This is a genomic window from Streptomyces sp. NPDC005374, assembly GCF_042872225.1.
GTDB lineage: Bacteria > Actinomycetota > Actinomycetes > Streptomycetales > Streptomycetaceae > Streptomyces.
This window is the reverse complement of the sequence record NZ_JBIAKA010000001.1, coordinates 432,444-455,926: the sequence shown is the minus strand read 5'-3', so window position 1 is coordinate 455,926 and position 23,483 is coordinate 432,444. Positions and strand designations below refer to the sequence as shown.

Here is a 23,483-nt window from a genome sequence, read left to right as displayed (position 1 = left end):
GGGTGAGGACATGATCGCTGTCGGACTGGCCCTGTTGATGGCCGTGAGCGTGTGGGGCGTCTTCGCCGGCATCCGCATGTACCGCGCGGAGGCGAAACTCCCCAGCGACCTGATGCTGGCCCTGGAGGTGGGTTCGACCCGCACCGGCGCGGTGGACTCTCTCGTCGACCGCATGGGCATGCGCTACGCGCCCGCCGTCCTGCGTCTGATGGGCCCCAAACAGGTGGCGAAATACCGCCGCAAGATCGACCTGGCGGGCAACCCCGGCGGCCTGACCATCAACCGCTACGCGGCCCGCAGGGCGGTGTACGGCTTCCTCGGCGCCCTGGGCTTCCTGGTCTTCCTGCTCCGCGGCCAGATCCTGGTGGCGCTGCTCCTGCTGGCGTTCGGGGCGTTCTGGACGGAGGTCGGCATCTGGTCGGCGATCCGGGTGCGCAAGGACGTCATCGAGCGCACACTTCCCGACTTCCTGGACGTGCTGGCGGTGGTGGTGAGCGCGGGCCTCGGCTTCCGCCAGGCCCTCGACCGGGTGGCCTCCAAGTACGAGGGCCCCTGGGCCGACGAACTCCGCATCACGCTACGCCAGATGGACCTCGGCATGAGCCGCCGCCAGGCCTTCGCGGAACTGCGTCGCCGCAACGACTCCGAACAGGTGGCGATGTTCGTGACGGCACTCCAGCAGGGCGAGGAACTGGGCGCGCCCATCGTGGACACCCTGGTCTCCCTGGCCAAGGACATGCGCCGCACGGACGCCCAGAACGCCCGCCGCAAGGCCGCCCGCGCGGTCCCCAAGGCCACCATGATGATCACCACGTTCATGGTCCCGGCCACGATGCTCCTGCTGGCCGCGGGGCTCCTGCTGGGCTCGGGCACCGACTTCGGCACGATCACGGGGAAGTAGGGGGCGGGCCATGTCGATGACGGGTTCACGGAGGATGGTGCCGGGGCTGGGACTGGAGTCGTGGCGGCCGACGGGTCCCCACGGACGCGCGGCCGCCGACGGCGATCAGCCGGCGCAGGGGCCACCCGCACCCGACGACGATGGCCGCACGGGTGGTGCGGGTGGTGCGGGTAGGAACGCAAAAAACCCGCACCCCCACGCACCCGCACCCGCACCCGCACTGAACATCCAGGTCAACGCCCTCCAGGCAATGTGCCGCCAAGTCTTCGGCTTCCGCCTCGCGATGATCGCCCTGGCCGCCCCCGCCGCCCTCCTCAACGCCAGCCCCGGCCTCGGCATCCGCCTGGTCGGCGCCGCTGTCGTCGTCACGTTCATGGTGTCGTACGCCCTCTTCAGGGACTGGGAACGCTTCGGCCCCCTGCTCCTGCGCCACCCCACCCTCCTTGCCGCGGACACCCTCTTCGGCAGCCTGCTGCTGATCTCCGCGGGCCCCGACACCACGCTCGCCTACGTCAGCGTCTGCACCCCCCTCCTCGCCGGCATCGCCTACAGCTGGCGAGGCGCCGCCGTCTTCGCCTCCCTCCAGTCCCTGATCCTGCTCCTGGCCCAGACAGCCCTCCCGCACCCGAACACCACCCCCGCCGACACCCTCCTGCTCCCCGGCTTCTGCGTGATCACCGGAGCGCTCGGCTCCACCCTCCGCAACCTCCTGCTCCGCTTCGGTACGGCGACCCAGGCCCTCACGGCGATGAAGGCCCGCCTGGCGGTGACGGAGGCGATCAGCGAGGAACGGGCCCGGCTGGCCAGGGAGATGCACGACTCGGTGGCGAAGACGCTGCACGGCGTGGCGCTGGCAGCGGAGGGCTTGGCAGCCACGGCGGCGGACCGGCCCCCCGACCCGGCCCTGCTCAGGCAGCAGGCGGAACTGGTGGCCCGGGCAGCCCGCCAAGCCGTGACGGAATCCCGCGAACTCGTCACCGACCTGCGCAGGGACCCCGACCCGGCCCCCACGACGGACATCCTCGACGAACTGGCGACCCGGACAAGGGACTTCAGCGCCCGCACCGGACTCCCGTCGACCTACCGGGCGCCCACACATCCCCTTGCTGTCCCCCATACGGTGGCCCGCCAACTCCTCACCATCACCGAGGAGGCGATGGAGAACGCCCACCGCCACGCCCGGGCCACCCACCTCGACGTGAGCGCGAACGTCGACCTCGACCACAGCCTGCTCCGCATCAGCGTCCACGACGACGGCCACGGCCTCCCCCCAGGCACCACGCTCGACGAACTCCGCCGGTCCGGTCACTTCGGCCTGGTCGGCATGGTGGAACGCGCCGAGTCGGTGGGCGCGCGCATCCACATAGGCGAAGGCGCCGTGGCAGCAGGCACGGAGGTCCGCGTGGAACTCCCTCTGTCACCACAGCCACCCCCTGACCGGTAACGACCCCCACCCCTCCCACCCCTCCCACTCCGAGAGGAGGCCACGAATGCCGAACGACTCCACACCCTCCACCCCCACCCCCCGACCGTTCGCCCTGTTCCCGAAGGCACCGCAGCCCACCCCCGTACGGATCGTCGTCGCCGACGACAACCCGGTCGTCCGAGCGGGCCTCACCGCGCTCCTCTCGGGCCGCGAGGACATCACCGTCGTAGCGCAGGCGGCGGACGGCCGCGAGGCGTACGAGGCCGCCAACCGGCACCGCCCCGACGTGATCCTCCTGGACGTCCGGATGCCGGGCGTGGACGGAATCGCGGCGCTCCCGTACCTCGTGCCGATCGCCCCGGTGCTGATGCTGACGTACAGCGGTGAGCCGGAGATCGTCCAGGAGGCCCTGCGCAGGGGAGCCCACGGCTACCTGGTCCACGGCGAGTTCACGGCGGACCAGTTGGTGGTGGCCGTACGGGACACCGTGGAGGGTCGCACCCACCTGACCCCCACGGCGGCCGGCGCGGTACTGGCACAGCTCCGGGAGTCAAGTGCGACTGCACACAAGGTCGTGGAACTCCCATCTGCCGTCTCCACAATTTCCCCGCAAACCCTTTCGCGATTGCAACCAGTTGTGGGACAGTCCTTGTTGGACAGGTCGCGTTTCCAACTCAGCGCGAGGGAGGCGGAGATCATGGACCTCATCGCATCCGGCATGAACAACCAGCAGATCGCCGCCGCCTGCTTCATCAGCGAGAAGACGGTCAAGAACCACATCAACCGCATCTTCGCCAAGCTCCACAGCACGAGCCGCTCCGAGGCCGCCGCGAAGTGGCTGGGCACGGCGCCCGGTTCCAGCCGGGGAGTGGGGTGAGCCATGAGGATGCCGACTTGGGCCCGGATTTGGGCCCAGGGACCCTCCGCCGAACCGCCCGCTCCGGCCTACGTTCCGGAGGTCGACAGCGACGACGCCGAAGGGGCCCATCATCATGAACAACCGGTTCAACGACGACAAGGGCCAGACCGCGGTCGAGTACCTGGGCATCATCGCGGTGGTGGTGGCGATCGTGCTGGCGATCACGGGGACGGACATCGGTCAGGCCATCTACGACGCGATCGTGGACAAGATCGACGAAGTCATCGGCGCCTGACGCAGGCTCGTCGGCCCAACGACGCAGGGCAGGCTTTCCCCATCTACATCATGGTGGTGGCGGGCCTGCTCTTTCTCGCGTTCGCCTATCTGGCGGTCGGCCAGGCCGCGGCGAACCGGAACGGCGCCCAGACGGCTGCCGACGCGGCGGCGCTGGCGGCGGCTCTGGACACGCGGGACGAACTCACCAAGGAGTGGGTGGAGAACGTACTCGACCCCACCAAGTGGCGGGACATCTTCGACGGTCTCGGAGTGCCGTACGACGGCTGCGCACGGGCGGACCAACTGGCCGCACAGAACGACGCCACGGTCGTCTGCGGGGCGGTGACGGGGGAGTACCCGGGCTACGAGGTAGAGGCGACGACCAACAAGACCGTCGGTGATTCCATCGTGCCCGGCACCGAGAACAGGAAGTCGAAGCAGCAGGCCACTGCCGTCATCGAGCCGGCCTGTGATTTCGACCCCCTGGCAGCGGATGCCGGGGCGGACGTGCTGCCGAAGCTCACTTGTGACGACGGTGATTGGACTCTGGATCCGAAGCATCTCGAGGATCTCCCAGGGCCCGAGGATCTCTTCGACGTCCATCTGGCCGACTGACGAACGACCGACGACTGACGAAGGAAGCAGAGCAATGAGCATGCGGTTCACGGCGAGGGCCCGCAGGGGGATGGTCGCACTGACGATCGCGGCCGGTCTGGCCGTCGGCGTGGCCGGCTGCGGCGGTGGAGGCGACGACGGCAAGAAGCCGGAAGCCTCCGCGTCCGCTTCCAAGAGCGGCGGCTCCGGCGCGAGCACGCAAGAGGGAACGGACGAGCCCATCGCCGAACTCAAGGGTGAAGACGGGCTGATCCTCCAAATTGCCGCCGTGCAGCGGGACTCCGGGGGGTTCCTCACGGTGAGCGGCGAGATGAAGAACGACGGCGACAAGGCGGCCCGCGTCTCGGTTCGGACGGCGGGTGACGAAACCGAGATCATCAGGCACGGCTCGTCGCTCGGCGGGGCGACCCTCGTCGACTCCAAGTCCAAGAAGCGTTACTACGTTCTGCGCGACACCGACGGCCGCCCCCTCACCACCACGGGCATGCCGAGGATCGAGGCGGGTGCGTCCATCCCGGTGTTCATGCAGTTCCCGGCTCCGCCGACCGGTACGACCGAGGTCGACTTCCAACTCCCCACCTTCGCCTCCGCCACCATCCAGATCTCCGGGTGACGCGACCCATGACCACCCACACGCCACCGCGCCTCGCCCTGGTCATGACCCTCGCCTCGGTCATGGCGGCCCTGACTCTCACCGCGCCCGCCCGGGCCGACGACGACCCCAGCGTCCCCCCGGGCACCGAGCCCTCCGCCTCCGCGCCGGTCGAAGTCGACCCCAACGACCCGGACCTGAAGCTCCCGGAGGGCGCCACCCTCGCCGAACCGAAGGTCCTGGACATCAAGCAGGTCGTCGAGGACCAGAGCGGAGACGAACGCCGCGAGGACACCAACGCGGACGTGAAGTTCGCCCTCCAGGCGGAAGTCCTGTTCGGCAAGGACAGCTCGAAACTGAACGGCGAGGCCAAGGCCCGTATCTCCGCCATCGCAGCGGAGATCAAGAACCAGAAGGCGACCCAGATCCGCGTCTTCGGCTTCACCGACAACCTCGGCTCCGCGGCCCACGGCGACGTCCTCTCGAAACAGCGCGCCAACGCCGTACAGGACGTCCTGGACCAGGAACTGAACGACCCGAACATCACCTTCGAGGTACGCGGCTACGGCGAGCAGTACCCGATCGCCTCCAACGCGACAGAGACAAGCCGCAAGAAGAACCGCCGCGTGGAGGTGTCCTTCCCGCGAGGGGAGAGCTGACGACCGGCGTGGTCCAGGACACGGACGTACGACTGGCGGTCGGAGTACTGCGGCGGGCTTGGAGCCGATGGCAGTCCCCGGCGGTGGTCACCGGACGCTCGCTCAGGCTTCAAGAACGGTCCGTGGCCCGAGGATGCCCCGTTCCGGCGAAGGTGATCCAGCAGGTCTCGCGGTTGGTGTCCAGGAGGTACCAGACGCGTCCACCGCCGGTCACCTCGATCTGCCACTGCTCGCAGGTCTGTCCGCGGTGGGTGCCGTGCGCCAGACAGCCCTTCTGAACGCGAGCGGGCGGGGGTCGTGCCCACGCAGGCGTGCTGCCGGACGTGTTCCGCGTCATCGACGACGACTACGCGCTGGCCGTGACCGTGGCCGAGCTGGTCCACGACGGTGTCGCCCTCGGTGTCGCGGCCGCAGCGCATGTGGCACGACCGAACGCGATGCTGCCGGAAGGTGCACTGGTGGCCACGGTCGCGCCGGAGGCCTACGCCGGGATCGGTGTTGGGGTCATGGACCTGAACCGCTGAACGCTGCGGGTCAGAGTGCCGCCGGGGCAGAACACCTATGGGCTTCCGCCGAGCGTTCGGCGAAAGCCCCGAGCGCGGCACGCTCGTAGGCGAAGCCCGGTGACTCCGCGGTGTCCTTGCGATCAACGCCCCGATCGCCGGCGGCCTGCAGGGTGAACAGGGCTACGCCGTCCGGGCACTTGGCCGTCGACCAGCTGACCGGGCCGTCGGCATCGCGCTGTTGGGAGGGGATGTCGGGCGACGGCATGCCCTCGCCATAGCTCCGCTCCTGGTAATCGGCGTACGCCTCCTGCGCGTAAGGGCCGAACCGGGCACTGAGGATGTACCGCGTACTGACGTCCGCGTCGGCCAGCCGGCAGATCTCGTACGGCGCACCCCCACGGTCCGTCTCGGTGGCGACGGAAACCCCCCGCGCGGTGGGGATGCCGGAGCACGTCCCGCCCGCTGTGCGGAGCGGCTCGTACTCGTCCTCGGACACGGGCAGACCGAGACGCCGTACGTCCTTTCCGATCTTGGCCCCGCAGCCCAGCTTCTCCGACACCCTTGCCGCGGTGGACGTGGCGATCCTGGCGTATTGCGGCCGGTTCGCGGGATTGTCCAGCGTGGCGTCGCGCAGCTTGGTCCTGACGGTGACGGACAGGCCATCGACCTGGCTGCTCTCGACGCAGTCGAGGACCAGGCTCGTGGTCGCGTGCTCGGTCGGTGAGTCGAAGGAATCCTTCGGATCCTCCATGTCCGCCCCGAAGAGACCTGACCAGCCATGTCCCACCGGTACGGAGACAACGTCCGAGAGGTTCGCCCGGTAGAGGGAGTCCCTGCTCCCCGCGACGGAGGCGGTGTCGAGAACGCTGACCTCGGCGGAGCCGCCACCGTCGACATCCACCTGGCATTTCGCCACCAGGTCCCCGTCACCCCGGTCGTGGACCTCGACCTCCCCGGACCCGAGAACTCCGCGCACCACGTCCCGGTCGAGGAGACCGTCACAGGCGCCGTCGAGCGCCGAGTTGTCGCTCCAGCGCTGGAAGTCCCCGTGCACGTCCAGATAACCGAGAACACCAGCGACCGTAACCGCCAGGGCGAGCGCTGTCCGCAGGATGATCCGCCTCGTCACCATCCCTGTACCTCCCCGAGGAACTCGGTGTCATGGCAACGCTGTTGCCGGGGCCAGCCGTCGGGGTCGGTGAGATAACCGTCCATGAGTTTGCGGGCGTCGCGCGAGAGCTCGCTCCGCTCCGCCTCGGTCAGCGTGCGCTCGTAGGTGTCCTGCTCGTCGTAGCCGTAACTACTTTCGTGCCTGTAGACGGCCACACGGTGATAGGTGTTGCCCGCGGTGCACGTCGACCTGGACCAGAAGGTGAGTTCGAGCTGATCCGCACCGTCCGTGAAGGCCGTGGTGCGCCGCTCTTCCGTGGAGTCGAAGGTGCGGTCCGTGATGTCGTACTGGTCCACCGCGGCCGAACTGAGCGGTCCGGCCCAACTCGCCGCGGACACATCGGCGATGGTGCCGTCCTCCGGCGACGGGACGGGCTCGGTCGGGTCGTCGGGATCCATGAGCGTGGCGGTGCAGACGCTGAGCAGCCGGGAGTCCTGCAGGTCACCAGTGGCAACCCAGGTCCCGGGAAAGATCGACCGCTTGGAGAGCCCACGGCACTTCCTCGCCCCCAGCCCCGGCTTCTCGACCCGTGTGGTCTCACCGTCGACGCTGTCCGGGTCCGCGACCGTGTGCTCCTCGTAGGTGTCGACGATCCGGGTGGGTACGGCCAGCGGGGTCCCCCCGCACTTCTGCCGCGCGGTGATCCCATTGGCGACCTGAACGGCGGTCCGGAAACCCGTGAGGTTCCGCGCCTGTTCCCCCTTGCCGGGAACGGGCAGATCAACCTCGGCCATGACATACATGTCCTGCACTGCACGCACCTGGCCGTCGAGCCCGCCAGGACACTCGGCGATGATCCAGGGCGACGTATCCTTTCCGACTCTTCCGGTCAGGCCGGGTACCTCGTACTCCTCGTCACCCCCGCCGGCCGCGACCTCCTCAACCTCCACCGACATCGGCAACGGCGAGATCAACGGGACGGCCCGCACTCGCGCCGAACCATGCCCCGGCCAGGTCACCGCACAATTCACCAGCGAGCGACTCGCCTGCCCGGGCTCCAGCAGGGTGCCGTACTGGGCCACTTCACCCGCGACCTCGTCGGGAACGAGCCCCTTCAGCTCCTCATACGGCAACAGCCCACCACAGGCACGCTTCAACTGCGCCCGGTTGGCCGCCGCGTGGCCACCGCCGCCGGAACCGTCACCGCCATCGAGGGCGGCGACAACTACCCCACCGCCGATCAGGACGAGCGGCAGCGCTGTGAGCAGCGTTCTGCGGAACCGCTGTGGTACCCGCATCATTTCGGTGCGGTCGCGGGGATCAGCGTCGGCGAGGCGGGAAGGTCTGCCGCTTCCTTGCACCCCACCACTTCGGCCATCTTCCGCAGCACCGGGTAGAGGACGGAGACCTGGAGCTTCTGGCGCTCGGCCAGGGGGAGATTCGAGTCCGGACCGGTCATGCTGGCGAGAAGGTAGTGCTCCTCGTCGGGGTTGAGCTTCGGGACGGAGGCGCTGCACTTGACGAGTACGTAGGCCATCCGCCCATTGGAGAAGGCCCTGTCGGCCACGGAGAAGAACGCCATGCCGGAGGCGTCAGAAGGGCTCCAGGGACCGTAGGACCAGCCGAACTCGATGGTCATCCCGCGATCCGTCGTGTCGGACAGAACCACTCCGCACGCCTTCACATCGGTGCCCTTGGCCTGCTTCAGCTCATCGGCAGCGTTCGCGAGACCGCTGTTGTACGACGACTCTTCCACCTTTCTTCCGGCGAAGAGCTTCTCGAAATCCTTCCTCGCCGCCGGGGACAGAGAGGAGTCACAGACTTCCTTGGCGAGCTGCGGGACCGATGTCTTCTCCTCCACGTCAGTCCCGCTTGAGCAACCCACCGCAGCCAGGGCCAGCAGCGGCAAGGCGGCCGCGGTGCGGGCGAGTGTCCTACGCTTCGCCATGCCTAGTCGTCCTCCGTGTAGGCCGTGCGAGAACTCTTGCCTCGGTCGTATCCAGCCGCTGCCGCCTCCGTGAGCTGTCGATGTTGAGTTGAATATTCCTCGATTCCGTGCGCCGTGATGTAGGCGGTGATCGGGAGGGCCGCACGGCTCTCCCCAGTGGTGGTGTATTTGTCCTGCGCCTGGTTGATGGTGTCGTTGGCGTTCATCTCGTACTTCTCGGCCGTGTCGTCGATCCGCTGACCCACGAAGGTCTCCAACGCTCCACCAACGGTTTCCGCAGCCAGGGGAACCGCGATTGCCGCGCCTGTGCCTCCGGTTGCGATACCGACCGCACCTCCGATGACGGCGCCAGTACCCCATTTGATCCACTCGGTGGACTTACCGAGCTCTTCCTGCTGTTTCTTTGCGTCACCCGCGAAGTCCGCCTCGATCTGCTTCATCCGGGAATCATCGAGTACGCCCTGCATCTGGGCGCCCGTACTCACGGCGGACCCGGCTTCGGTCATGTTGTGCGTCGAGTCGAGAACGCCGAGTGTGTACGCCTGCTGTGCCTGGGACATCGCCGCGTGGGTGTCCTCGTTCTGTCCCATGACCGAGAGGAAGTCGAGGGCGTCACTCCGGGAGATCTCGGCGTGAGCCTGCCCCTTCGTGTCGTACAGGGGGTCGCGCGCGTCGCCGTTGCGATCGCCGAAGTCCGAAACCCCGTTGTTCAGGTCATCGATGTACGCGGCACCGACCTTGCTGAGACTGTCCTCGATACCGGCTCGTTCGTGCATGAGTTCCGGATGGTCACCGTAGGTCGTGACGAGACGGTCCATGACGGCCGCGCCTTCGGTGGTCCGGTGCAGCGGTGGAACCTCGGATCCGTACGACCGGCCGATCGTGGCCGACTCAAGGGCATGGCCGAGCGAGTCGTAGCCGGCGATCTTGTCGCGGTCGCCGCCGAATGCCGTGTCGTGTGGCCAGTCGCGGGACTTGGGGTCCTCGCTGCCGCCGACCAGGTAGTCGAAGTGCTTGTCGTCGGAGAGGAACTCGGCCGACGCCTCCGGGTTGTGACCGAGGGCTTCGAGGAAGCCGGTCATCGGGTCGTTGCCGCGGTCGTTCTCGGAGCCGAAGTTGAGGTCGCCGCTGTTGAGGGTGCCGGTCCAGAGCCGGTCCAGCCCCAGTCCATGGCTGGCGTCCCCGTCGTTCCAGGGCTTCTCGGCCTTGATGACCGCGTTGCCGTAGCTCTGCAGGAAGTCGCTGTCGTACTCCCCGCTGCGCATCAGGTTGCTCATCACCTGGAATCCGTACGGGTTGCCCGCGGCGTCGATCTCAAGGCGCTGCGGTCCGAGCTCGATTATGTCGTGCTTCCAGTCCGCCATGGCCTTGCTGTCGGACTGGGTCGCGTTGCCGAGGGTGGTGCCGAGCTGATTCTGGAGGTCCTTGAGGAGCTTCTCGCGCTCATCGGTGCGGCCGTAGTAGTTGTCGGCCGGGTCGGCCATCTCGGACCAGAAGGCCAGCGTGCCCTTGGGACCGAGGCCGGTGGCGAACATCTCGGCGAAGCGGGGGTCCTTGACCGCCTTGAAACCCCCCTTGCCGTCAGGGGTGATGGTGGTGTCGTTGCGATGCTCTTCGAGGAGAGCGTTGAGCTCGGTCAGCTCCTGGTCCGTCATGTCCTTGCCCTTGCGGGCCAGTTCCAGGGCACGGGCTGAATCGCGGGCCGCGTCGGCGTCGTTGAGCGAGGTGTAGACGCTGTCGTTGAAGTTCGCGTTGTCGCCGCCGAGGTTCTTGTTCAGCGCGTAGCAGGCTTCTTCGTCGGCGTCGGTGGCCTTCTGAAGGATGCGTTCCAGCTTGGCGACGATGGCGTCGATGTCGGCCTGCTGCCGGCGGATGAGGTCCTGGGCGTCCGGGTCGTGGCGGGCCCCGTTGTCCTGGGACAGGTCGTGGCGCGCGGTGACCTCCCCCTTGGCGCTGACGTGCAGACCTTTGTTCTTGGCCTGCACATCCGCGCACTCACGCAACTCCGTCTGGTAGGCCGCGAGCTTGGTATGCAGGTCATTGAGAATCTTGGCGACGCTGTTGGCCTCGATCCCGGCGTCCTCGAACTCCTGCTTGGCCTCGGTGGTCTTGGTCCCCGCATACGCGGCGGTCATGACCGGCTGCCGCCAGCCCGCGTCCTTGTACGGCCGTTCCACCCGCTCCCCGAAAGAGGTGTGCAGGCCCTTGAACTTGGTGGAGGTCTCCGCCCACCGGCCGGCGGCGCTTTTGAGGTTGCCAAGCTTGAGGTGGTAGAGCTGCTCGTACGTCGGCATCGGCCGGACTTCTCCCCGTGAAGTTGGTCGTGTAAGGCTGGCTGGAACGCGCTTCCGCTCAGCCGAAGGGCGACGGCTGGACGGACTTCACGGTCTGGGTGTTGACCGACTCGACCTCTACATAGTTGCCACCCGTGGTGCCGAACCGGGTGCTGAGATCCCGGCACCGGCCGACCAACCCGTCCACCTGGAGGGACCAGACTGACGCGAGACTGTTGAGCGCCGCGCCCAACCCGCCGCTCCAGTCGGCGCTGAAGTCCGTGGCCGCCGAACGGGTCTCGTCGAGTGGATGGTTGCCGGCGATCCGCGTATCCCCCGCGATCTCCGCCGCCCCGTTCCCAGCCTTCTTCAACGATTCCGGGTTGTCAACGTCCGTACCGCCTGGCATGGTTTGCTCCTCTTCACCCCGTGACACCGCCAGTGAGGGTGAGATTACAGTAAGAGGATCAAGCCGACCTCGTTGCGGTTTGCCGAGGTAGAAGGTTTTCGGCCGCCGTCCGGGCATGGCCGTGCGCAGAAGATGAGGTTCCCCCGGATACGCCTGCTGGCGCTTCAGTCGGCCGTTGATGAGCTGTCGCTCGCCTCTCGGAGTGCTGAGAGCTCACCTCACAGACGGGCTAGGCCGCGGCCAGTTCGAACCACACGTACTTGCCCCGGTTGCCGTTCCGTGCCAACGGCTGCCACCCCCACAGGTCGGCGCAGGCACGCACCAACGCCAGGCCTCTCCCTTGCTCTGCCTCTCCGATCAGTTCGAACTCCTGCGGTGGCTCGGGTGGTTCGGGGTCGGCATCCCACGCTCCGATGCGCAACACGTCCGCCGACCACCGAACCCTGAGAGCAGCGGGCCCTTCCATGTGGCGGGTGGCAACTCCGACTCGGTGGTGGGCGAGAGGGGGATCTACGAGTGGCGGGCGGTGGCATTGCCGCAGCCGTCGTGGCAGGACGGAGCGGTGCACTTCCGGGATCCCGATGTTCCGTAGCGTGTGCGTCGCGTCACTCAAGGTTGGTATTGATTTCTATACTTTGCAAGCCGGTCGCGTAATCTGACCCCGAACGAGTCGCGCCCGTTGGCGCGTTGAGAGGAGCACGCGATGGCACTGAGGCGTGAGCCGACGGCACGTCAGATGCGACTGGCTACCGAGCTGCGCAGGCTTCGCGATGCGGCCGGCATCACGGGCCGTGAGGCGGCGGCGGCCCTGGGGGTGAGTTCCGCACAGATCAGTCAGATCGAGACGGGCCTCGCGGGTGTGAGCGAGAAGCGGCTACGCCACCTGGCCGCCAACTATGCCTGCTCAGACACAGCACTGATCGATGCCCTCGTAGCCATGGCGACCGATCGGACGCGCGGTTGGTGGGAGGAGTACCAAGAACGCTTGCCCACGCCCTACTTGGATCTCGCCGAGTTGGAACATCACGCGAGTCATCGATGGGACGTCGACTTCCTGCATGTGCCGGGTCTGTTGCAGACCGAGGCATACGCCCGAGCGCTCTTCTCCTACGTGAATGCCGAGTTCCCGCAGAGTGAGGTGGACTTGAGGGTGGAGCACCGCATGAAGAGGAAGGCCATCATCGAGCATTCCGACCCGACCCCGTACGAGGCGGTGATCCATGAAGCGGCACTTCGTATCCGAGTCGGCGACCGTTCTGCAACCCGTGCCCAGCTCGCTCGAATCCTGGCGCTGTCCGAAGCCGACCACGTCAGCGTCCGTGTGATCCCCTTCGACCTGGACGAGTTCGCCGGTGCTGGAGGCGCCATGGTGTATGTGGGCGGCCCAGTCCCCAGATTGGACACCGTTGTGCGCGATGGCCCCCACGGAACTGCGTTGATCGATGCCACAGCTCAACTGAGCCGATTCCGAACACTCTTCCGTAGGTTGGAAGGCGTGTCACTCGACCCCAAAGGATCGCGTGACTTCATCCATACGTTGGCCAAGGAGCTGTGAGCCACATCATGACCACACCCGATACCTGGCGGAAGTCGAGCTACTCCGGTGGCGGCGAAGGCAATGCCTGCGTGGAGATCGCAACTCGCCTCACCCGTATATCCATCCGCGACTCCAAGGCCCGGACCCGGGCAACCCTTACCTTCCCGACTGGAGCCTTCAATCCCTTCATAGAAGCTCTGAAGGCTCACCCCGATGGCACCGGGTTCGCGAGGCTCCGAGGCTGATCCGCCTGCTTCCCCAGGGCTGTCGGCGTGGCCGAACCTGTGATTACTGCTGGGGCGGCCACTGGCCGTGAGGCGGGGTCTGCTGTTGCTGGTACGGATTGTGCTGCTGCGACGAGACCGGTTGCTGGTACGGGTTCTGCTGCGGCGGGTAGGGCTGCTGGCCGTACTGAGGAGAGGCCGCAGTGCCGCCGGGGCCGCCGTTGTTGTTCATGTTTCGCCTGGATCGCTTGACCAGCAAGAGCACGATCAGACCGATGGCGGCCAGGCCCACAACACCGATGACAGCCCAGATGATCGTCGCCTTCCGATCGGCCTGTGCCTGTTCCTCATCGGATGTACCGGGTGCAGCAGCGGCCGACTTCTCCTTCAAGGACTCCGGAACAGCGAGCGGGCCGTACTTCGAGCCGGCCGAGATGTTGTCCTTGAGAGCGGCGAGCGGCTGGATGATGCCGTAGCCGTAGCTCTTGTCCGGGACGGGCAGGCTCTTCTCGGAGTCGGGGAGCGTCGCGGTCTTCACGAGGCGGTTGGCGATCTGGCCTGCTGTCAGGTCGGGGAATTTGGATCGGAGCAGTGCCGCTGCAGCAGAGGTGAAGGCAGTCGCATCAGAAGTACCAGTCCCGCTGACGTAGGCGTTTCCGATCCCTTTGGCCGAGACGATGTTGGTGCCAGGGGCTGCCAATGACACAAAATCTCCGGAATTCGACCCCTCCCAGATGAGTCCGTCATTCTTCACGGCGCTGACGCCCAACGCGCCAGGTGAAGCGGCTGGGTAGCACTTGCTGCCTTTGTCTGCTTCATTGCCTGCCCCGCCAACGACTAGGACATCGTGACTCAAAGCATAAGTCACAGCGTCCGAAACCTTGTCCAGCTCCTCCTGGGAGGTGGAATTAAAACACTGCGATACATTGATAACGGACGCTTTGTGATCAACTGCATATCGAATGGATACGGAAAGTCCTGGCCCCTCGATGCCGAAATCGCGGATTGGCAGAATTTTGGACTGCGGCGCCAAACCGATTACGCCGTCGTTCGTGCCGTGACCGTGCGCTGCGATGATGGCCGCCATTGCAGTGCCATGATCGTCACCGGCATCTGGGGTCGGACTCCCTCCGTCCATGAAGTCTTTTCCTTCGAGGATATTTCCTTGAAGGTCAATGTGGTTGGCGTTTACGCCATCATCAATGACAGCAACTGTGATGCCGCTACCTTTGGAAATCTTCCACACGGATTCAGCGTTGAGCGCGTCCAAGGCCCATTGGTCATCTCTGGTCTGATCTGCGGCCGCAAGTGGAGCAGAGGAAAACAGCAGTGCCCCGGCAAATACGCCAGAGCCTACTGTGCGAAATGCGCGGGTGTAGCTCATCCGTGTGTCCTCTCTACGGTCAGTGCGGGGACGCTATTGGCGATGCATCCCCGCACCTTCCTACCAACTGCGGCATGCCGTGCCGCTTACTCCTCGATGACTCGAGGTGCCACGTTACGCTGCGGGGTCCAGGTTTCTTCGTCTTCGACCAGGTAGTCGGGACGCTCGCCTTCGCGCTGTTCGTCTTCCTTTCGGCGACCGGTGCGCCCCCCGGGGGTACCCGCAACGCCCCCCTTGCGGACCGCGCCGGCTCCCTTACCTGTCGCACCACGGCTGTTGTGCAGGCCCGAACCGCCAGTGGTGCCCCTACCGCCCGCGCCCGCTCCCGCACCGGCCTTGGGCGTTCCGCCGACCACGCCGCCACTCTCGCGAGGCAAGCCTCCGGCACGTGCAGCACCGCCCCTGGCGCCACCCGTTCCAGCGAAACCGTCTACGCCCCCGGCGCGCCCCGCCGTACCACCAGCACCGACGCGGCCGAGCATGCCGCGAGCCGCACCGGCTCCAGCCGCCCCGCCGATCGCACCACCTACGAAGCCGGAGCCGCCGACGCCGCTGCCACCAGCAGCTCCGCCGCCGACCATTCCGGTGCCACCAACGGGGGATGCTCCGGTGTGACCAGTTGAAATACCATCAATCGCTGTGCCGACATTTCGCGGTGGCGTAGTCGCCTTGTGCGCACCACCGGTGATACCTGAAGGCGAAGCAACAGATTTCGACGAAGTGATGCTGCTTGTCTGGCCAGTCCGTGCTGAACTCGATGACACACTCTTCGAGATTCGAGACGTGCGGGCAGTTGGCGTGGCGACGGGTGTGGGAGCAATGCCGCCAGGGTCGCGCGGATAGTCGCCTTCTTCGCCGACGCTGGGCCGCTTGTCCCAACTGCCCATAGCCATGGCCTGCGAGTTGTACGCAGCTCCCAAGGTCTCCATCTTGGAGGCCATCTTCAGCTGCGCCTCACGCCCCGCCGAAAGGTCGTCGTGGTTGTTGTCGAGGGCTTCCTGCGCGCTTTTCCCGGCGGCCACGTCCTTCCTCATGTTGGCGTCGTTGCCGGTGAAGCCGTCGCCTGCGCTGTTGAAGAAGCTGGCCACCCGCCCCGGCTTCTCCATCGCCAGGACCTCGTCCTTGATGGGCCCCAGCGCGGCGCCGACGTTCGTCATCGCGATCGACGTGTGGCTGGCGTACTTCGCGGTGTTGCCGATGCTCTTGCTGACCTGCTTGGCCTTCGCGGCGAATCCGTCGGCGGCCGCACCCGTCCAGTGGGCCTGGATGCGGGTGACCTCCTTCTCGAACTCCTCCTGGATGGAGGCCAGCTGCGCAGACAGGCCGGACCAACCCTTGGCGACGTCTGTCACGAGGTCCGGTCGCGCGTGGCGAAGCATGGCCTTCATCTCGTCCATGTTCTTGCCGAGCGCGAAGTTCGTCGTGTGCTTCTCGTTGAAGCACATGTTCATCTCGGTGTAGTCGTAGTCGATCTGGCCGTCGCTGTCAGCCATGTCCCCGTGTCCCCTCGTCACCGCTGTTACCGCGCATCTCGGCCCGTACCCCGTCCATGAACCCCTACTGTCCCGCGTTCGGGAAGCTCGCCTGGGTCTCGTAGTCGGTGTCCTGGTACGCCCCGTGTGTGTACTTCGTCTTCCGCCCGAACTCGTCCATGACGGTGTTGAGGTACCTCACCGCGTCCTCGATGTATGTCTTGATCTCGTCGTGCGCGCCGGCGAGCTTGTGCGCCTCGTCGAACCCGGTGCCGAGGGCGCCCGGCGGGAGGTAGGTGTTGGTCGCCGTGTCCGTGCCCGCCTTGCCGAGACCGCTCAGTACCTGGTTCAGCGCGGCGACGGTCTTTTCCAACTCGTCGAGATCGACGCTTACTTCTTCAGCCATGCCCAGCTCCCCGTTGTTACCCGCACCCAGCTCGCACCGCCGGCGGCCGAGACCCCGGCCGCCTTCATCAGGCGCGTGCCCCGCGGCCGACCTCACCCCGTTCGCGGAACGCCATCACCGAACGACAGCTGGCGTATCCAAGCCCGTGTAGTACCACTCTAGTTACGCCCGCTGACAGAAAGAACATCGGCCGATGCCGATGGCGAGATCGAGATCAGCCTGGCTCACGTTCTTCACATAGAGCTGGGGAGCACGCCCGCTCAGTGACGCCGCCGCACCTCCAGGCACTCGACCTCCTGAGAGCCGCCGTACGACTCGACGACGGTCCCGCCGGAACCGGTCGTGCCGTCGAGGCACAGCTCGCCTCCCAACAGCCGTAGGTCGAGGGTGAACTTCACCGTGTCCCCGGAGCGCCGCGGGCCGTGGATGCGCTCGTCGATGTAGCCGAGGTCGTGCAGGGTCTGCCGGACCTGCTGGGGTGACGGGGTCGGGGTGTCCGCCAGGGCCTTGGTGATGCGGCGGCTGTGGATGCGGGCCTCGCACTTCTCCGGGGAACCCAGTTCCGTCTCCTGGGCCGCGGCCGAGGGGTCCCGGGGTTCCGCGGTGGGCCGGGGTTCGTCCTCCGGCACGAGGGTGGGCGGCGGGCCGGTGAACTGCGATGGTTCCGGCCCGTCCTCGGACACCTCCGGGGCCGCACTGGGCAGATCCTTCATGCACGGCTCCGCGAGGGCGAGCAGGTGCTGCATGAAGGGGAGGAAGTCGGGCCCCTCGGTGTCATTCGGCTCGACCGAGTCCTCTGGGAGGGGCGTGGCCGAAACGGCCCCGGCCCTTCCGGCGGACTCGCCCTTCGTGCCGCCGTCGCCCGCACGTTCCGTGCCGCAGGCGGTGAGGGCGAGGGCGCACAGCGTCCCGAGGACAACCAGCGCCGTACTGCCTGTACGGGTCTTTTCCCTGCTACGTCGCTTCATGCTCGAAGTGTCGGTTCACGCGGCAGCCCGGGCATGAGTACGGCTACTCAAAGAGGCCCCTGGCCTCACCCGTACGGCTGACTACAAGAACCGTCACTCCAAAGGGACTTCGCGAGTTCCCCACCGCAACCCCCGCTGGCAGCACACGAGTTCGCGGCACGCCTCGCCGTTCATGCCGTAGCCGTCGTACCTGTCCTACCCGTCGCACCCGGTTGGACTGACACACGATCAACGTGGTGTGCTTTCGCGCATCAACATGTCGGCCACGGAGTGACTACGCATGACGGTGGACACGGCCGACGACCCGGCGCACGGTCCGGCGGACGACCTGGGCAGGGGCCAACGGGCCACGCTGGCAGCCGAGATCCATGACCTGTACGACGGTCAGGGCGACGGCGACCGGCTGTTGGCGGCCTTCCGGGCGGCGGCGCTGTACGTGCCGTTGGCCGAGGACGAGGCGATGTGCTCCGGTGAATCGGACGGCGTGCGCTGGTTGTACGCCTTCACCTCCACCACCGAGTTGGAGCGTTTCGCGCGTGCCCGTCTCGGGTCGGGGACCGGTTCCGGGTGGGGGAGCGGTCGTATCCGCCACTGGACGGTGCTCGGGTCCAGGCTGCTCGACGTCGCCGTACCCGCCGCAGTCGCCGAGACGCGCGCCGCCATCGGCGTGGCGGTCGACGTAGGGGGCGTCCGGCCGCTCCTGCTGCCTCCCCTGTCCGGGATCGTGCCGGACTCCGTGGCGGTGGATCTCGTCGACCGGAGGCCAGGGGCCAGGCATCCGAGCGCGATCGACCGGACGTCAGGGATCAGGCAAGGGATCAGGCATCGGAGCGCGGAGGAAGCGTGAGCGACGGTTACGGAGCGGACCCCGAGGTCCTCAAGCAGGCCGCCAAGGGCATCAACCAGACGATCGAGGAGCTCCAGGGCGTCGGCATGGTCGGCGGGGGCGCGGTCGGGCGTGGCTTCGGCAGAAAGATCCATTGATGAGCGAGCAGCACAGGCCGGACGAACACGCCGAGGGAAGGCCCTTCTCCCGGCTGGCGGATGACCTGCAAGTACGGCTGACCGGCGGGGTCGATGACTATCCCGAGCAGGCGAACGGCCCCGTGCAGTATGTCGTGGTGGCCAACATGGAGGGGATTCTGGGGGCCCTGTACGCATCGGACGCGGAGGGAGCCGTCGGATATATCGTTCGCCCCGAACTCGGCCACCATGCCAGTAATAGCAGCAGCTTCTGGATCGGGCTGATGAGGTCCGCGAGGGCGCGGGGGCTCGCTCCCACCAAGGCGTTGGCCGAGATGGTGGCGCGGGGCGGGTACCCGTTTCCGGGGCGGGCGCTGCCCGGGCCATGGATGGAGGCTCCCAGCGAGGCCGCGCTCGCGGATGAGATCGTCGGCGACGGCAAGTGGGATCTGAGACCACGCGATCTCAAGATCCACGTGTACCCCGTGATCCCCCTGCGTGGCCCCAAGATCCTCCCCCCGGAGGTGACCGAGGACATACGGGTGTCTGCCCGGCGGCAGCCCGGCAGGGCGATCTTCGCCATCGACCCGGCCTACACCAACCCGCACGGCGAGATCCCGGAGCACGGAAAGCCGGGCGGCTGGCCGATCGACGAGAACGGTGAGATCGGCGACTTCCACATCAATCCCGGGTACGAACCCACCCTCACCGCACTGCGGTACCGGGCCCCGGAGAACGAGGTGGAACGCACGCTGCAGGCCTTTCGTGCACGCCGTGGCTCTCCCGAGGCACTCCTGGGGACCTTTCGCGAAGCCACTCTGCTGGTCTCCGTCGAAGCGGACGGCAAGCAACTCCGCTTCCACCAAGGCGATGACGGCGAGCGCTTCCTGGATGTCTACACCAGCACCCAGTACGTACCGGATGACAGCGGGCAGGTGCGGGCGATGAACGGGGGAGAGCTCGCCAAGGGCTTGTACGGCTGCCTGGTGTCGATCAACCCCGGCAGCCGTCCGAGCATTTGGATCCCGTCGGCCGATCTCGCCGTGAGCGCGTTCGGCTGACGTCGGCGGTCCGGGCGGCGACCAGAACGGCGGCAGTCCTACTCCACGACCATCTCGACCCGCACCCCCACCCCCACCCGCACCCCCCACCCCTCCATCGCCCCGGCCTCCGCCTCCAGCACATGCCGCGACCGCACCCGCGGCAGCCCCAGCCGTCCCGGCCTCATCGTGCGTACGGCGATCACACGGAGTCGGCGGTCGAGGTACGCGACGTCGATGGGGAACCGCATGCGGAACGTGTGCACACTGCCCGCGGGGGACAGCAGGAGGGCGCCGTCGACGGAGTCCCGTCCGAGCAGTCCCCTTGTCCGGGCCCGGTAGGAGCTCGCGATCTCCAGCGGTACGGCGGGGGTCTGCCGCTCCCCGTGCACGATCAGTTCTCCCCGGCCGTCCTGCCAGCGCCCCATCCCGGAGCCACCTCCTCGTCATGCCGTCTGCCGGTACCGTGGGACTGATCCTCTCTCTCCTGCTCAGGTCAGGTGTCCGATGCGAAAAATCGTCCTGATGATGGGGATGTCTCTCGACGGCTACATCGAGGGCCCCGACCGCGACATCAGCTGGCACCGCGTCGACGACGAGCTGCACGCGCACATGAACGCCACGGTCAGAGCCATGGGCGGGCTGCTTCACGGCCGGGTCGTCTACGAGCTCATGGCCGACTACTGGCCCACCGCCGACGCCGACCCCGACGCCCCCGCGTCCGTCACCGAGTTCGCCCCGATCTGGCGCGAGCTCCCCAAGGTGGTCTACTCGCGCACCCTCACGCACGCCGACTGGAACACCACCGTCGCCCGGGAGGTCGTACCGGAAGAGGTCCGGGCGTTGAAGGAACAGCCGGGCGGTGATCTCGGACTGTCCGGGGCCGGTCTGGCGGAGACCTTCCTTCGGTACGGCCTCGTCGACGAGCTGCGGATCTACGTCCACCCCGTGCTCGCCGGCCGGGGCACCCCCCTGTTCCCGCGGGCCGACACGCTGACCTCGCTGCGGCTCGTCGAGACGCGGACCTTCGGCAACGGAGTCGTGCTGCTGCGGTACGAGCCGGAGAAGTAGCGGAGTCGGCCGGTGCTTCGCCGGGCCGGGCCGGAAAAAAAATGGGCGGCGCCCACCGAGGCCCTCCTGTCACGATCAGTCGATGACCTCCCTGCACCCCCACACGTTCGAGGACCTCGTCGCCGAGGGCGCCGCCGTACCCACCGCGGGGTGGGACTTCTCGTGGTTCGAGGGGCGGGCCACCGAGGCGCGGCCCTCGTGGGGGTACGCGCGTTCGCTGGCCGGACGGCTGGCCGGGGCCGCCGCCTCGCTCGACATCCAGACCGGCGGCGGTGAGGTGATGGCCTTCGCCCTCGACCAGGGGGTCAAGGCCCCCGTGCTCGCCGCGGCCACCGAGGGCTGGCCGCCGAACGCGGCCAAGGCCACCGCGCTGCTCCGCCCGCGCGGCATCGTGGTCGTCGCCACCCCGGAGGACGCGCCGTTGCCCTTCGCCGACGGCACCTTCGACCTGGTCAGCAGTCGGCACCCGGTCAACCCCCAGTGGGCGGAGATCGCCCGCGTGCTCCAGCCCGGCGGTACGTACTTCGCCCAGCACGTCGGCGCGCGCAGCGTCTTCGAGCTCGTCGAGTACTTCCTGGGCCCGCTGCCGCAGGCGCAGAGCTCGGACCGTCACCCCGATCAGGAACGCGTCCGTGCCGAAGCCGCCGGACTTGAGATCGTCGACCTGCGCGCCGAGCGGCTGCGGATCGAGTTCCACGACATCGCCGCGGTCGTCCACTTCCTGCGCAAGGTGGTGTGGATGGTCCCCGGCTTCACCGTGGAGGAGTACATGCTCCGGCTCCGGGCCCTGCACGAGCGGATCGAGTCCGAGGGGCCCTTCGTCGCCCACAGCAGCCGTCACCTCGTCGAGGCCCGCAGGCCGCACAGCTGAGGCTCACCCGTGCGGTCCGCACGCAACCTTCCCGATCGTCAACTCTGGTTCGGCTCCACGCACTTCACCTGCCGACTCGTCCATGACGGCCGGAGGTACGGCCACCCTTGTCGTCAGATGTCCCGTCCGTTCTCATACGACTCTTACCTTCACGGCCAGGGCATCCACGAATGCCCGCAAATCGGACAACAGGTGCATCGCCGGTCGATCTGCTCCATATATCCATGGCCTTCACCGGGTATCCACATCGTTATCCCAGGCGGCTCGCATCCTGGTCGCTATTGACGTAAATTCAAGACGAGGCAATTCGCGCCAGCAAAGCTGCGCGGTGGCACCGCGCAGAGGAGGGGGCTGCGCGGTGCCGCGCCCACTTCCCGGCGTCAAAGAAACGTTCCGACCCGGAGTCACCCGCGCGGGCGATGCCTACGACCCCATGATTCCGCCGTGATTCGGCCACGAAACCCTCATGAACAGGCCCTGAGGCCGCCACCGGGCCGTCGCCGTCCGACTCCGGAGAGTAGTTGTGGCACGCCGATGCACGCGGCATCACTTACGAAGGGTTATGGTGGAAACCCCCCCTCGGGCCGGTCCGTATCCCCCCCACGGACCGGCCCGTTTTTTGTGCGCGTGACCGAGCGCATCACCGGGTGCATGACCGGGCGCGTGCGTGGGTGCATGACAGGAGCCGCCGGGGTACTCGCTCCGGGGGCCAGGGTGCGGGTCGGTTCCGTACGCGGCCCCGCCGCGCGGGCGAGACCGGCCGTCGACGCCCCCCATCCGCCCAGGAACAGGCGGGCTTCCCACAGTTGAACAAGACAGGCCCCCCACGGCCGGCACCCGGAACCCCCGGTACGCTCTAGCCGCGGGGACCGCCATCTCAAAGGGGCTGACTTTCACGTGAACCTGCGCGACAAGCTGCGCGGCCTGCTCGTCAGGCTCTACGCACGCCGGGTGGAAGGCCACCTGGACCACGCTCAGGTGCCCAAGCACATCGGCGTCATCGTGGACGGCAGCCGACGCTGGGCGAAGGCCGCAGGTTCCACACCCGTCGACGGCCACCGCGCCGGTGCCGAGAAGATCGAGGAGTTCCTCGGCTGGTGCACCGAGACGGACGTCGAGGTCGTCACCCTCTGGCTGCTGTCGACGGACAACTTCAACCGTCCGCCGGAGGAGCTCGGTCCCCTCCTCGGCATCATCGAGGACGTCGTGCGCACCCTCGCCGCCGACGGCCGCTGGCGGGTCCACCACGTCGGCACCCCGGACCTGCTGCCCTCCCCGATGCAGACGGCGCTGAAGGAGGCGGAGGAGTCCACCGCCCACGTCGACGGAATACTCGTCAACGTCGCCATCGGCTACGGCGGTCGCCAGGAGATCGCCGACGCCGTGCGCTCGATGATGCTGGACGCCGCCGACAAGGGCACCTCCCTGGAGGAGCTCGCCGAGTCCGTCTCCGTCGACGCGATCGGCCGCCATCTCTACACCGGTGACCAGCCCGACCCCGACCTGGTGATCCGTACCAGCGGCGAACAGCGGCTGTCCGGATTCATGCTGTGGCAGACGGCTCACTCGGAGTACTACTTCTGTGACGTCTTCTGGCCGGCCTTCCGCAAGGTCGACTTCCTGCGCGCGCTGCGCGACTACGCGGCACGCCACCGCCGCTACGGCGGCTGAGGCACCGCGGGACTACCCCCTTTGGGGCGGAAGTAACAAGGAGTTCACCAGGGCGCCGCCCTACGCGATGGCATGGCACCGCATGTTCGAGGGCATAAGCCAAGCAGGTCGACACCCGAACCACGGGTGTCGGATCTCAGCGGACGGCACGGGGCCGTCCGCCCGGGAGGCCCTTTGCACCAGCTCGACCGTGCGGCAACAGCGCGGAAGAAGCAGTGGAGGGCCGGTTTTCGGCCCGTGCATCGTGGCCGTGGACCGGTCCAGCTCCACTCCGTCGCTCCCCGACCTCATCCGAGGGGGT

General features: G+C 67.4%; 27 protein-coding genes. 16 read left to right on the top strand and 11 right to left on the bottom strand.

Translation table 11 applies throughout. From position 1 onward, the window contains the following. Positions 1–10 precede the first annotated feature (10 nt). The 8 genes from ACFYRX_RS02160 (at position 11) to ACFYRX_RS02125 (ending at position 5,852) form a co-directional block, all read left to right on the top strand. Positions 11–901, top strand: coding sequence for a DUF5936 domain-containing protein (locus tag ACFYRX_RS02160; protein WP_389095792.1), 891 nt, complete (start codon positions 11–13; stop codon positions 899–901). A gap of 16 nt (positions 902–917) precedes the next feature. After that, positions 918–2,345: a sensor histidine kinase gene (locus ACFYRX_RS02155; RefSeq protein WP_389096884.1), complete on the top strand. Its 1,428-nt coding sequence runs from the start codon at positions 918–920 to the stop codon at positions 2,343–2,345. A gap of 46 nt (positions 2,346–2,391) precedes the next feature. After that, the gene (locus tag ACFYRX_RS02150) at positions 2,392–3,204 is read left to right on the top strand and encodes a response regulator (RefSeq protein ID WP_389095791.1); all 813 of its coding nucleotides are present in this window, start codon (positions 2,392–2,394) and stop codon (positions 3,202–3,204) included. Between the two features lie 115 nt (positions 3,205–3,319). After that, positions 3,320–3,481: a hypothetical protein gene (locus ACFYRX_RS02145; protein WP_280863799.1), complete on the top strand. Its 162-nt coding sequence runs from the start codon at positions 3,320–3,322 to the stop codon at positions 3,479–3,481. Beyond that, a complete protein-coding gene (locus ACFYRX_RS02140) occupies positions 3,478–4,077 on the top strand; it encodes a pilus assembly protein TadG-related protein (RefSeq protein WP_389096881.1) in 600 nt (199 codons plus the stop codon). Before ACFYRX_RS02145 ends, ACFYRX_RS02140 begins: the two co-directional genes overlap by 4 nt. A gap of 34 nt (positions 4,078–4,111) precedes the next feature. Further along, a complete protein-coding gene (locus tag ACFYRX_RS02135; protein WP_389095789.1) occupies positions 4,112–4,690 on the top strand; it encodes a hypothetical protein in 579 nt (192 codons plus the stop codon). Positions 4,691–4,698: 8 nt separating this feature from the next. Next, positions 4,699–5,328, top strand: coding sequence for an OmpA family protein (locus ACFYRX_RS02130; protein WP_389095787.1), 630 nt, complete (start codon positions 4,699–4,701; stop codon positions 5,326–5,328). A 311-nt stretch (positions 5,329–5,639) separates the two neighbouring features. Beyond that, complete coding sequence (locus ACFYRX_RS02125; protein ID WP_389095785.1) at positions 5,640–5,852, top strand: hypothetical protein; 213 nt, start codon at positions 5,640–5,642, stop codon at positions 5,850–5,852. Between the two features lie 10 nt (positions 5,853–5,862). On the opposite strand, the gene ACFYRX_RS02120 is transcribed toward ACFYRX_RS02125, so the two are convergent. The 6 genes from ACFYRX_RS02120 to ACFYRX_RS02095 form a co-directional block, all read right to left on the bottom strand. After that, on the bottom strand, positions 5,863–6,966 hold the full coding sequence (locus ACFYRX_RS02120) for a hypothetical protein (RefSeq protein ID WP_389095783.1): 1,104 nt from the start codon (positions 6,964–6,966) through the stop codon (positions 5,863–5,865). Beyond that, entirely contained in the window at positions 6,960–8,246 is a 1,287-nt protein-coding gene (locus ACFYRX_RS02115) for a hypothetical protein (protein WP_389095781.1), read from the bottom strand. Before ACFYRX_RS02115 ends, ACFYRX_RS02120 begins: the two co-directional genes overlap by 7 nt. Further along, on the bottom strand, positions 8,243–8,893 hold the full coding sequence (locus ACFYRX_RS02110) for a hypothetical protein (protein ID WP_389095780.1): 651 nt from the start codon (positions 8,891–8,893) through the stop codon (positions 8,243–8,245). Before ACFYRX_RS02110 ends, ACFYRX_RS02115 begins: the two co-directional genes overlap by 4 nt. 2 nt (positions 8,894–8,895) lie before the next feature. Continuing rightward, on the bottom strand, positions 8,896–11,187 hold the full coding sequence (locus tag ACFYRX_RS02105; protein ID WP_389095779.1) for a hypothetical protein: 2,292 nt from the start codon (positions 11,185–11,187) through the stop codon (positions 8,896–8,898). A gap of 58 nt (positions 11,188–11,245) precedes the next feature. Then, entirely contained in the window at positions 11,246–11,575 is a 330-nt protein-coding gene (locus ACFYRX_RS02100) for a hypothetical protein (protein WP_389095777.1), read from the bottom strand. A gap of 229 nt (positions 11,576–11,804) precedes the next feature. Continuing rightward, complete coding sequence (locus ACFYRX_RS02095; protein WP_389096879.1) at positions 11,805–12,116, bottom strand: ATP-binding protein; 312 nt, start codon at positions 12,114–12,116, stop codon at positions 11,805–11,807. 162 nt (positions 12,117–12,278) lie between these two features. Here ACFYRX_RS02095 and ACFYRX_RS02090 point away from each other — a divergent pair, with 162 nt between their 5' ends. Further along, positions 12,279–13,130, top strand: a complete 852-nt coding sequence (locus ACFYRX_RS02090) for a helix-turn-helix domain-containing protein (RefSeq protein ID WP_389095775.1) — start codon at positions 12,279–12,281, stop codon at positions 13,128–13,130. Between the two features lie 8 nt (positions 13,131–13,138). Beyond that, the gene (locus ACFYRX_RS02085) at positions 13,139–13,357 is read left to right on the top strand and encodes a DUF397 domain-containing protein (RefSeq protein WP_389096877.1); all 219 of its coding nucleotides are present in this window, start codon (positions 13,139–13,141) and stop codon (positions 13,355–13,357) included. Between the two features lie 43 nt (positions 13,358–13,400). Here the strand turns inward: ACFYRX_RS02085 and ACFYRX_RS02080 are convergent, their stop codons facing one another. From ACFYRX_RS02080 to ACFYRX_RS02065, 4 genes are all read right to left on the bottom strand, one after another. After that, complete coding sequence (locus ACFYRX_RS02080) at positions 13,401–14,720, bottom strand: S8 family serine peptidase (RefSeq protein ID WP_389095773.1); 1,320 nt, start codon at positions 14,718–14,720, stop codon at positions 13,401–13,403. 86 nt (positions 14,721–14,806) lie between these two features. Further along, entirely contained in the window at positions 14,807–16,213 is a 1,407-nt protein-coding gene (locus ACFYRX_RS02075) for a hypothetical protein (RefSeq protein ID WP_389095771.1), read from the bottom strand. Between the two features lie 64 nt (positions 16,214–16,277). Continuing rightward, positions 16,278–16,598, bottom strand: a complete 321-nt coding sequence (locus tag ACFYRX_RS02070; RefSeq protein WP_389095769.1) for a hypothetical protein — start codon at positions 16,596–16,598, stop codon at positions 16,278–16,280. A 260-nt stretch (positions 16,599–16,858) separates the two neighbouring features. Then, a complete protein-coding gene (locus ACFYRX_RS02065) occupies positions 16,859–17,566 on the bottom strand; it encodes a hypothetical protein (RefSeq protein ID WP_389095767.1) in 708 nt (235 codons plus the stop codon). Positions 17,567–17,846: 280 nt separating this feature from the next. Here ACFYRX_RS02065 and ACFYRX_RS02060 point away from each other — a divergent pair, with 280 nt between their 5' ends. Genes ACFYRX_RS02060 through ACFYRX_RS02050 form a run of 3 tightly spaced genes read left to right on the top strand, consistent with a single transcriptional unit; the run spans position 17,847 to position 19,590 of the window. After that, the gene (locus tag ACFYRX_RS02060) at positions 17,847–18,413 is read left to right on the top strand and encodes an SseB family protein (RefSeq protein WP_389095765.1); all 567 of its coding nucleotides are present in this window, start codon (positions 17,847–17,849) and stop codon (positions 18,411–18,413) included. Further along, a complete protein-coding gene (locus ACFYRX_RS02055; protein ID WP_389095763.1) occupies positions 18,410–18,550 on the top strand; it encodes a hypothetical protein in 141 nt (46 codons plus the stop codon). The genes ACFYRX_RS02060 and ACFYRX_RS02055 overlap by 4 nt, the downstream gene beginning before the upstream one ends. Next, complete coding sequence (locus ACFYRX_RS02050; protein ID WP_389095761.1) at positions 18,550–19,590, top strand: type VII secretion system-associated protein; 1,041 nt, start codon at positions 18,550–18,552, stop codon at positions 19,588–19,590. Before ACFYRX_RS02055 ends, ACFYRX_RS02050 begins: the two co-directional genes overlap by 1 nt. Positions 19,591–19,628: 38 nt before the next feature. On the opposite strand, the gene ACFYRX_RS02045 is transcribed toward ACFYRX_RS02050, so the two are convergent. Then, the gene (locus ACFYRX_RS02045; RefSeq protein WP_389095760.1) at positions 19,629–19,997 is read right to left on the bottom strand and encodes a DUF192 domain-containing protein; all 369 of its coding nucleotides are present in this window, start codon (positions 19,995–19,997) and stop codon (positions 19,629–19,631) included. Positions 19,998–20,076: 79 nt separating this feature from the next. On the opposite strand from ACFYRX_RS02045, the gene ACFYRX_RS02040 reads away from it, so the two are divergent. The 3 genes from ACFYRX_RS02040 to ACFYRX_RS02030 all read left to right on the top strand — a co-directional run bounded on the left by ACFYRX_RS02040 (position 20,077) and on the right by ACFYRX_RS02030 (position 23,182). Then, positions 20,077–20,640, top strand: a complete 564-nt coding sequence (locus ACFYRX_RS02040) for a dihydrofolate reductase family protein (protein WP_389095758.1) — start codon at positions 20,077–20,079, stop codon at positions 20,638–20,640. A gap of 82 nt (positions 20,641–20,722) precedes the next feature. Beyond that, positions 20,723–21,511, top strand: coding sequence for a methyltransferase domain-containing protein (locus tag ACFYRX_RS02035; RefSeq protein ID WP_389095756.1), 789 nt, complete (start codon positions 20,723–20,725; stop codon positions 21,509–21,511). A gap of 897 nt (positions 21,512–22,408) precedes the next feature. Continuing rightward, the gene (locus ACFYRX_RS02030; RefSeq protein ID WP_389095754.1) at positions 22,409–23,182 is read left to right on the top strand and encodes an isoprenyl transferase; all 774 of its coding nucleotides are present in this window, start codon (positions 22,409–22,411) and stop codon (positions 23,180–23,182) included. Positions 23,183–23,483 lie beyond the last annotated feature (301 nt).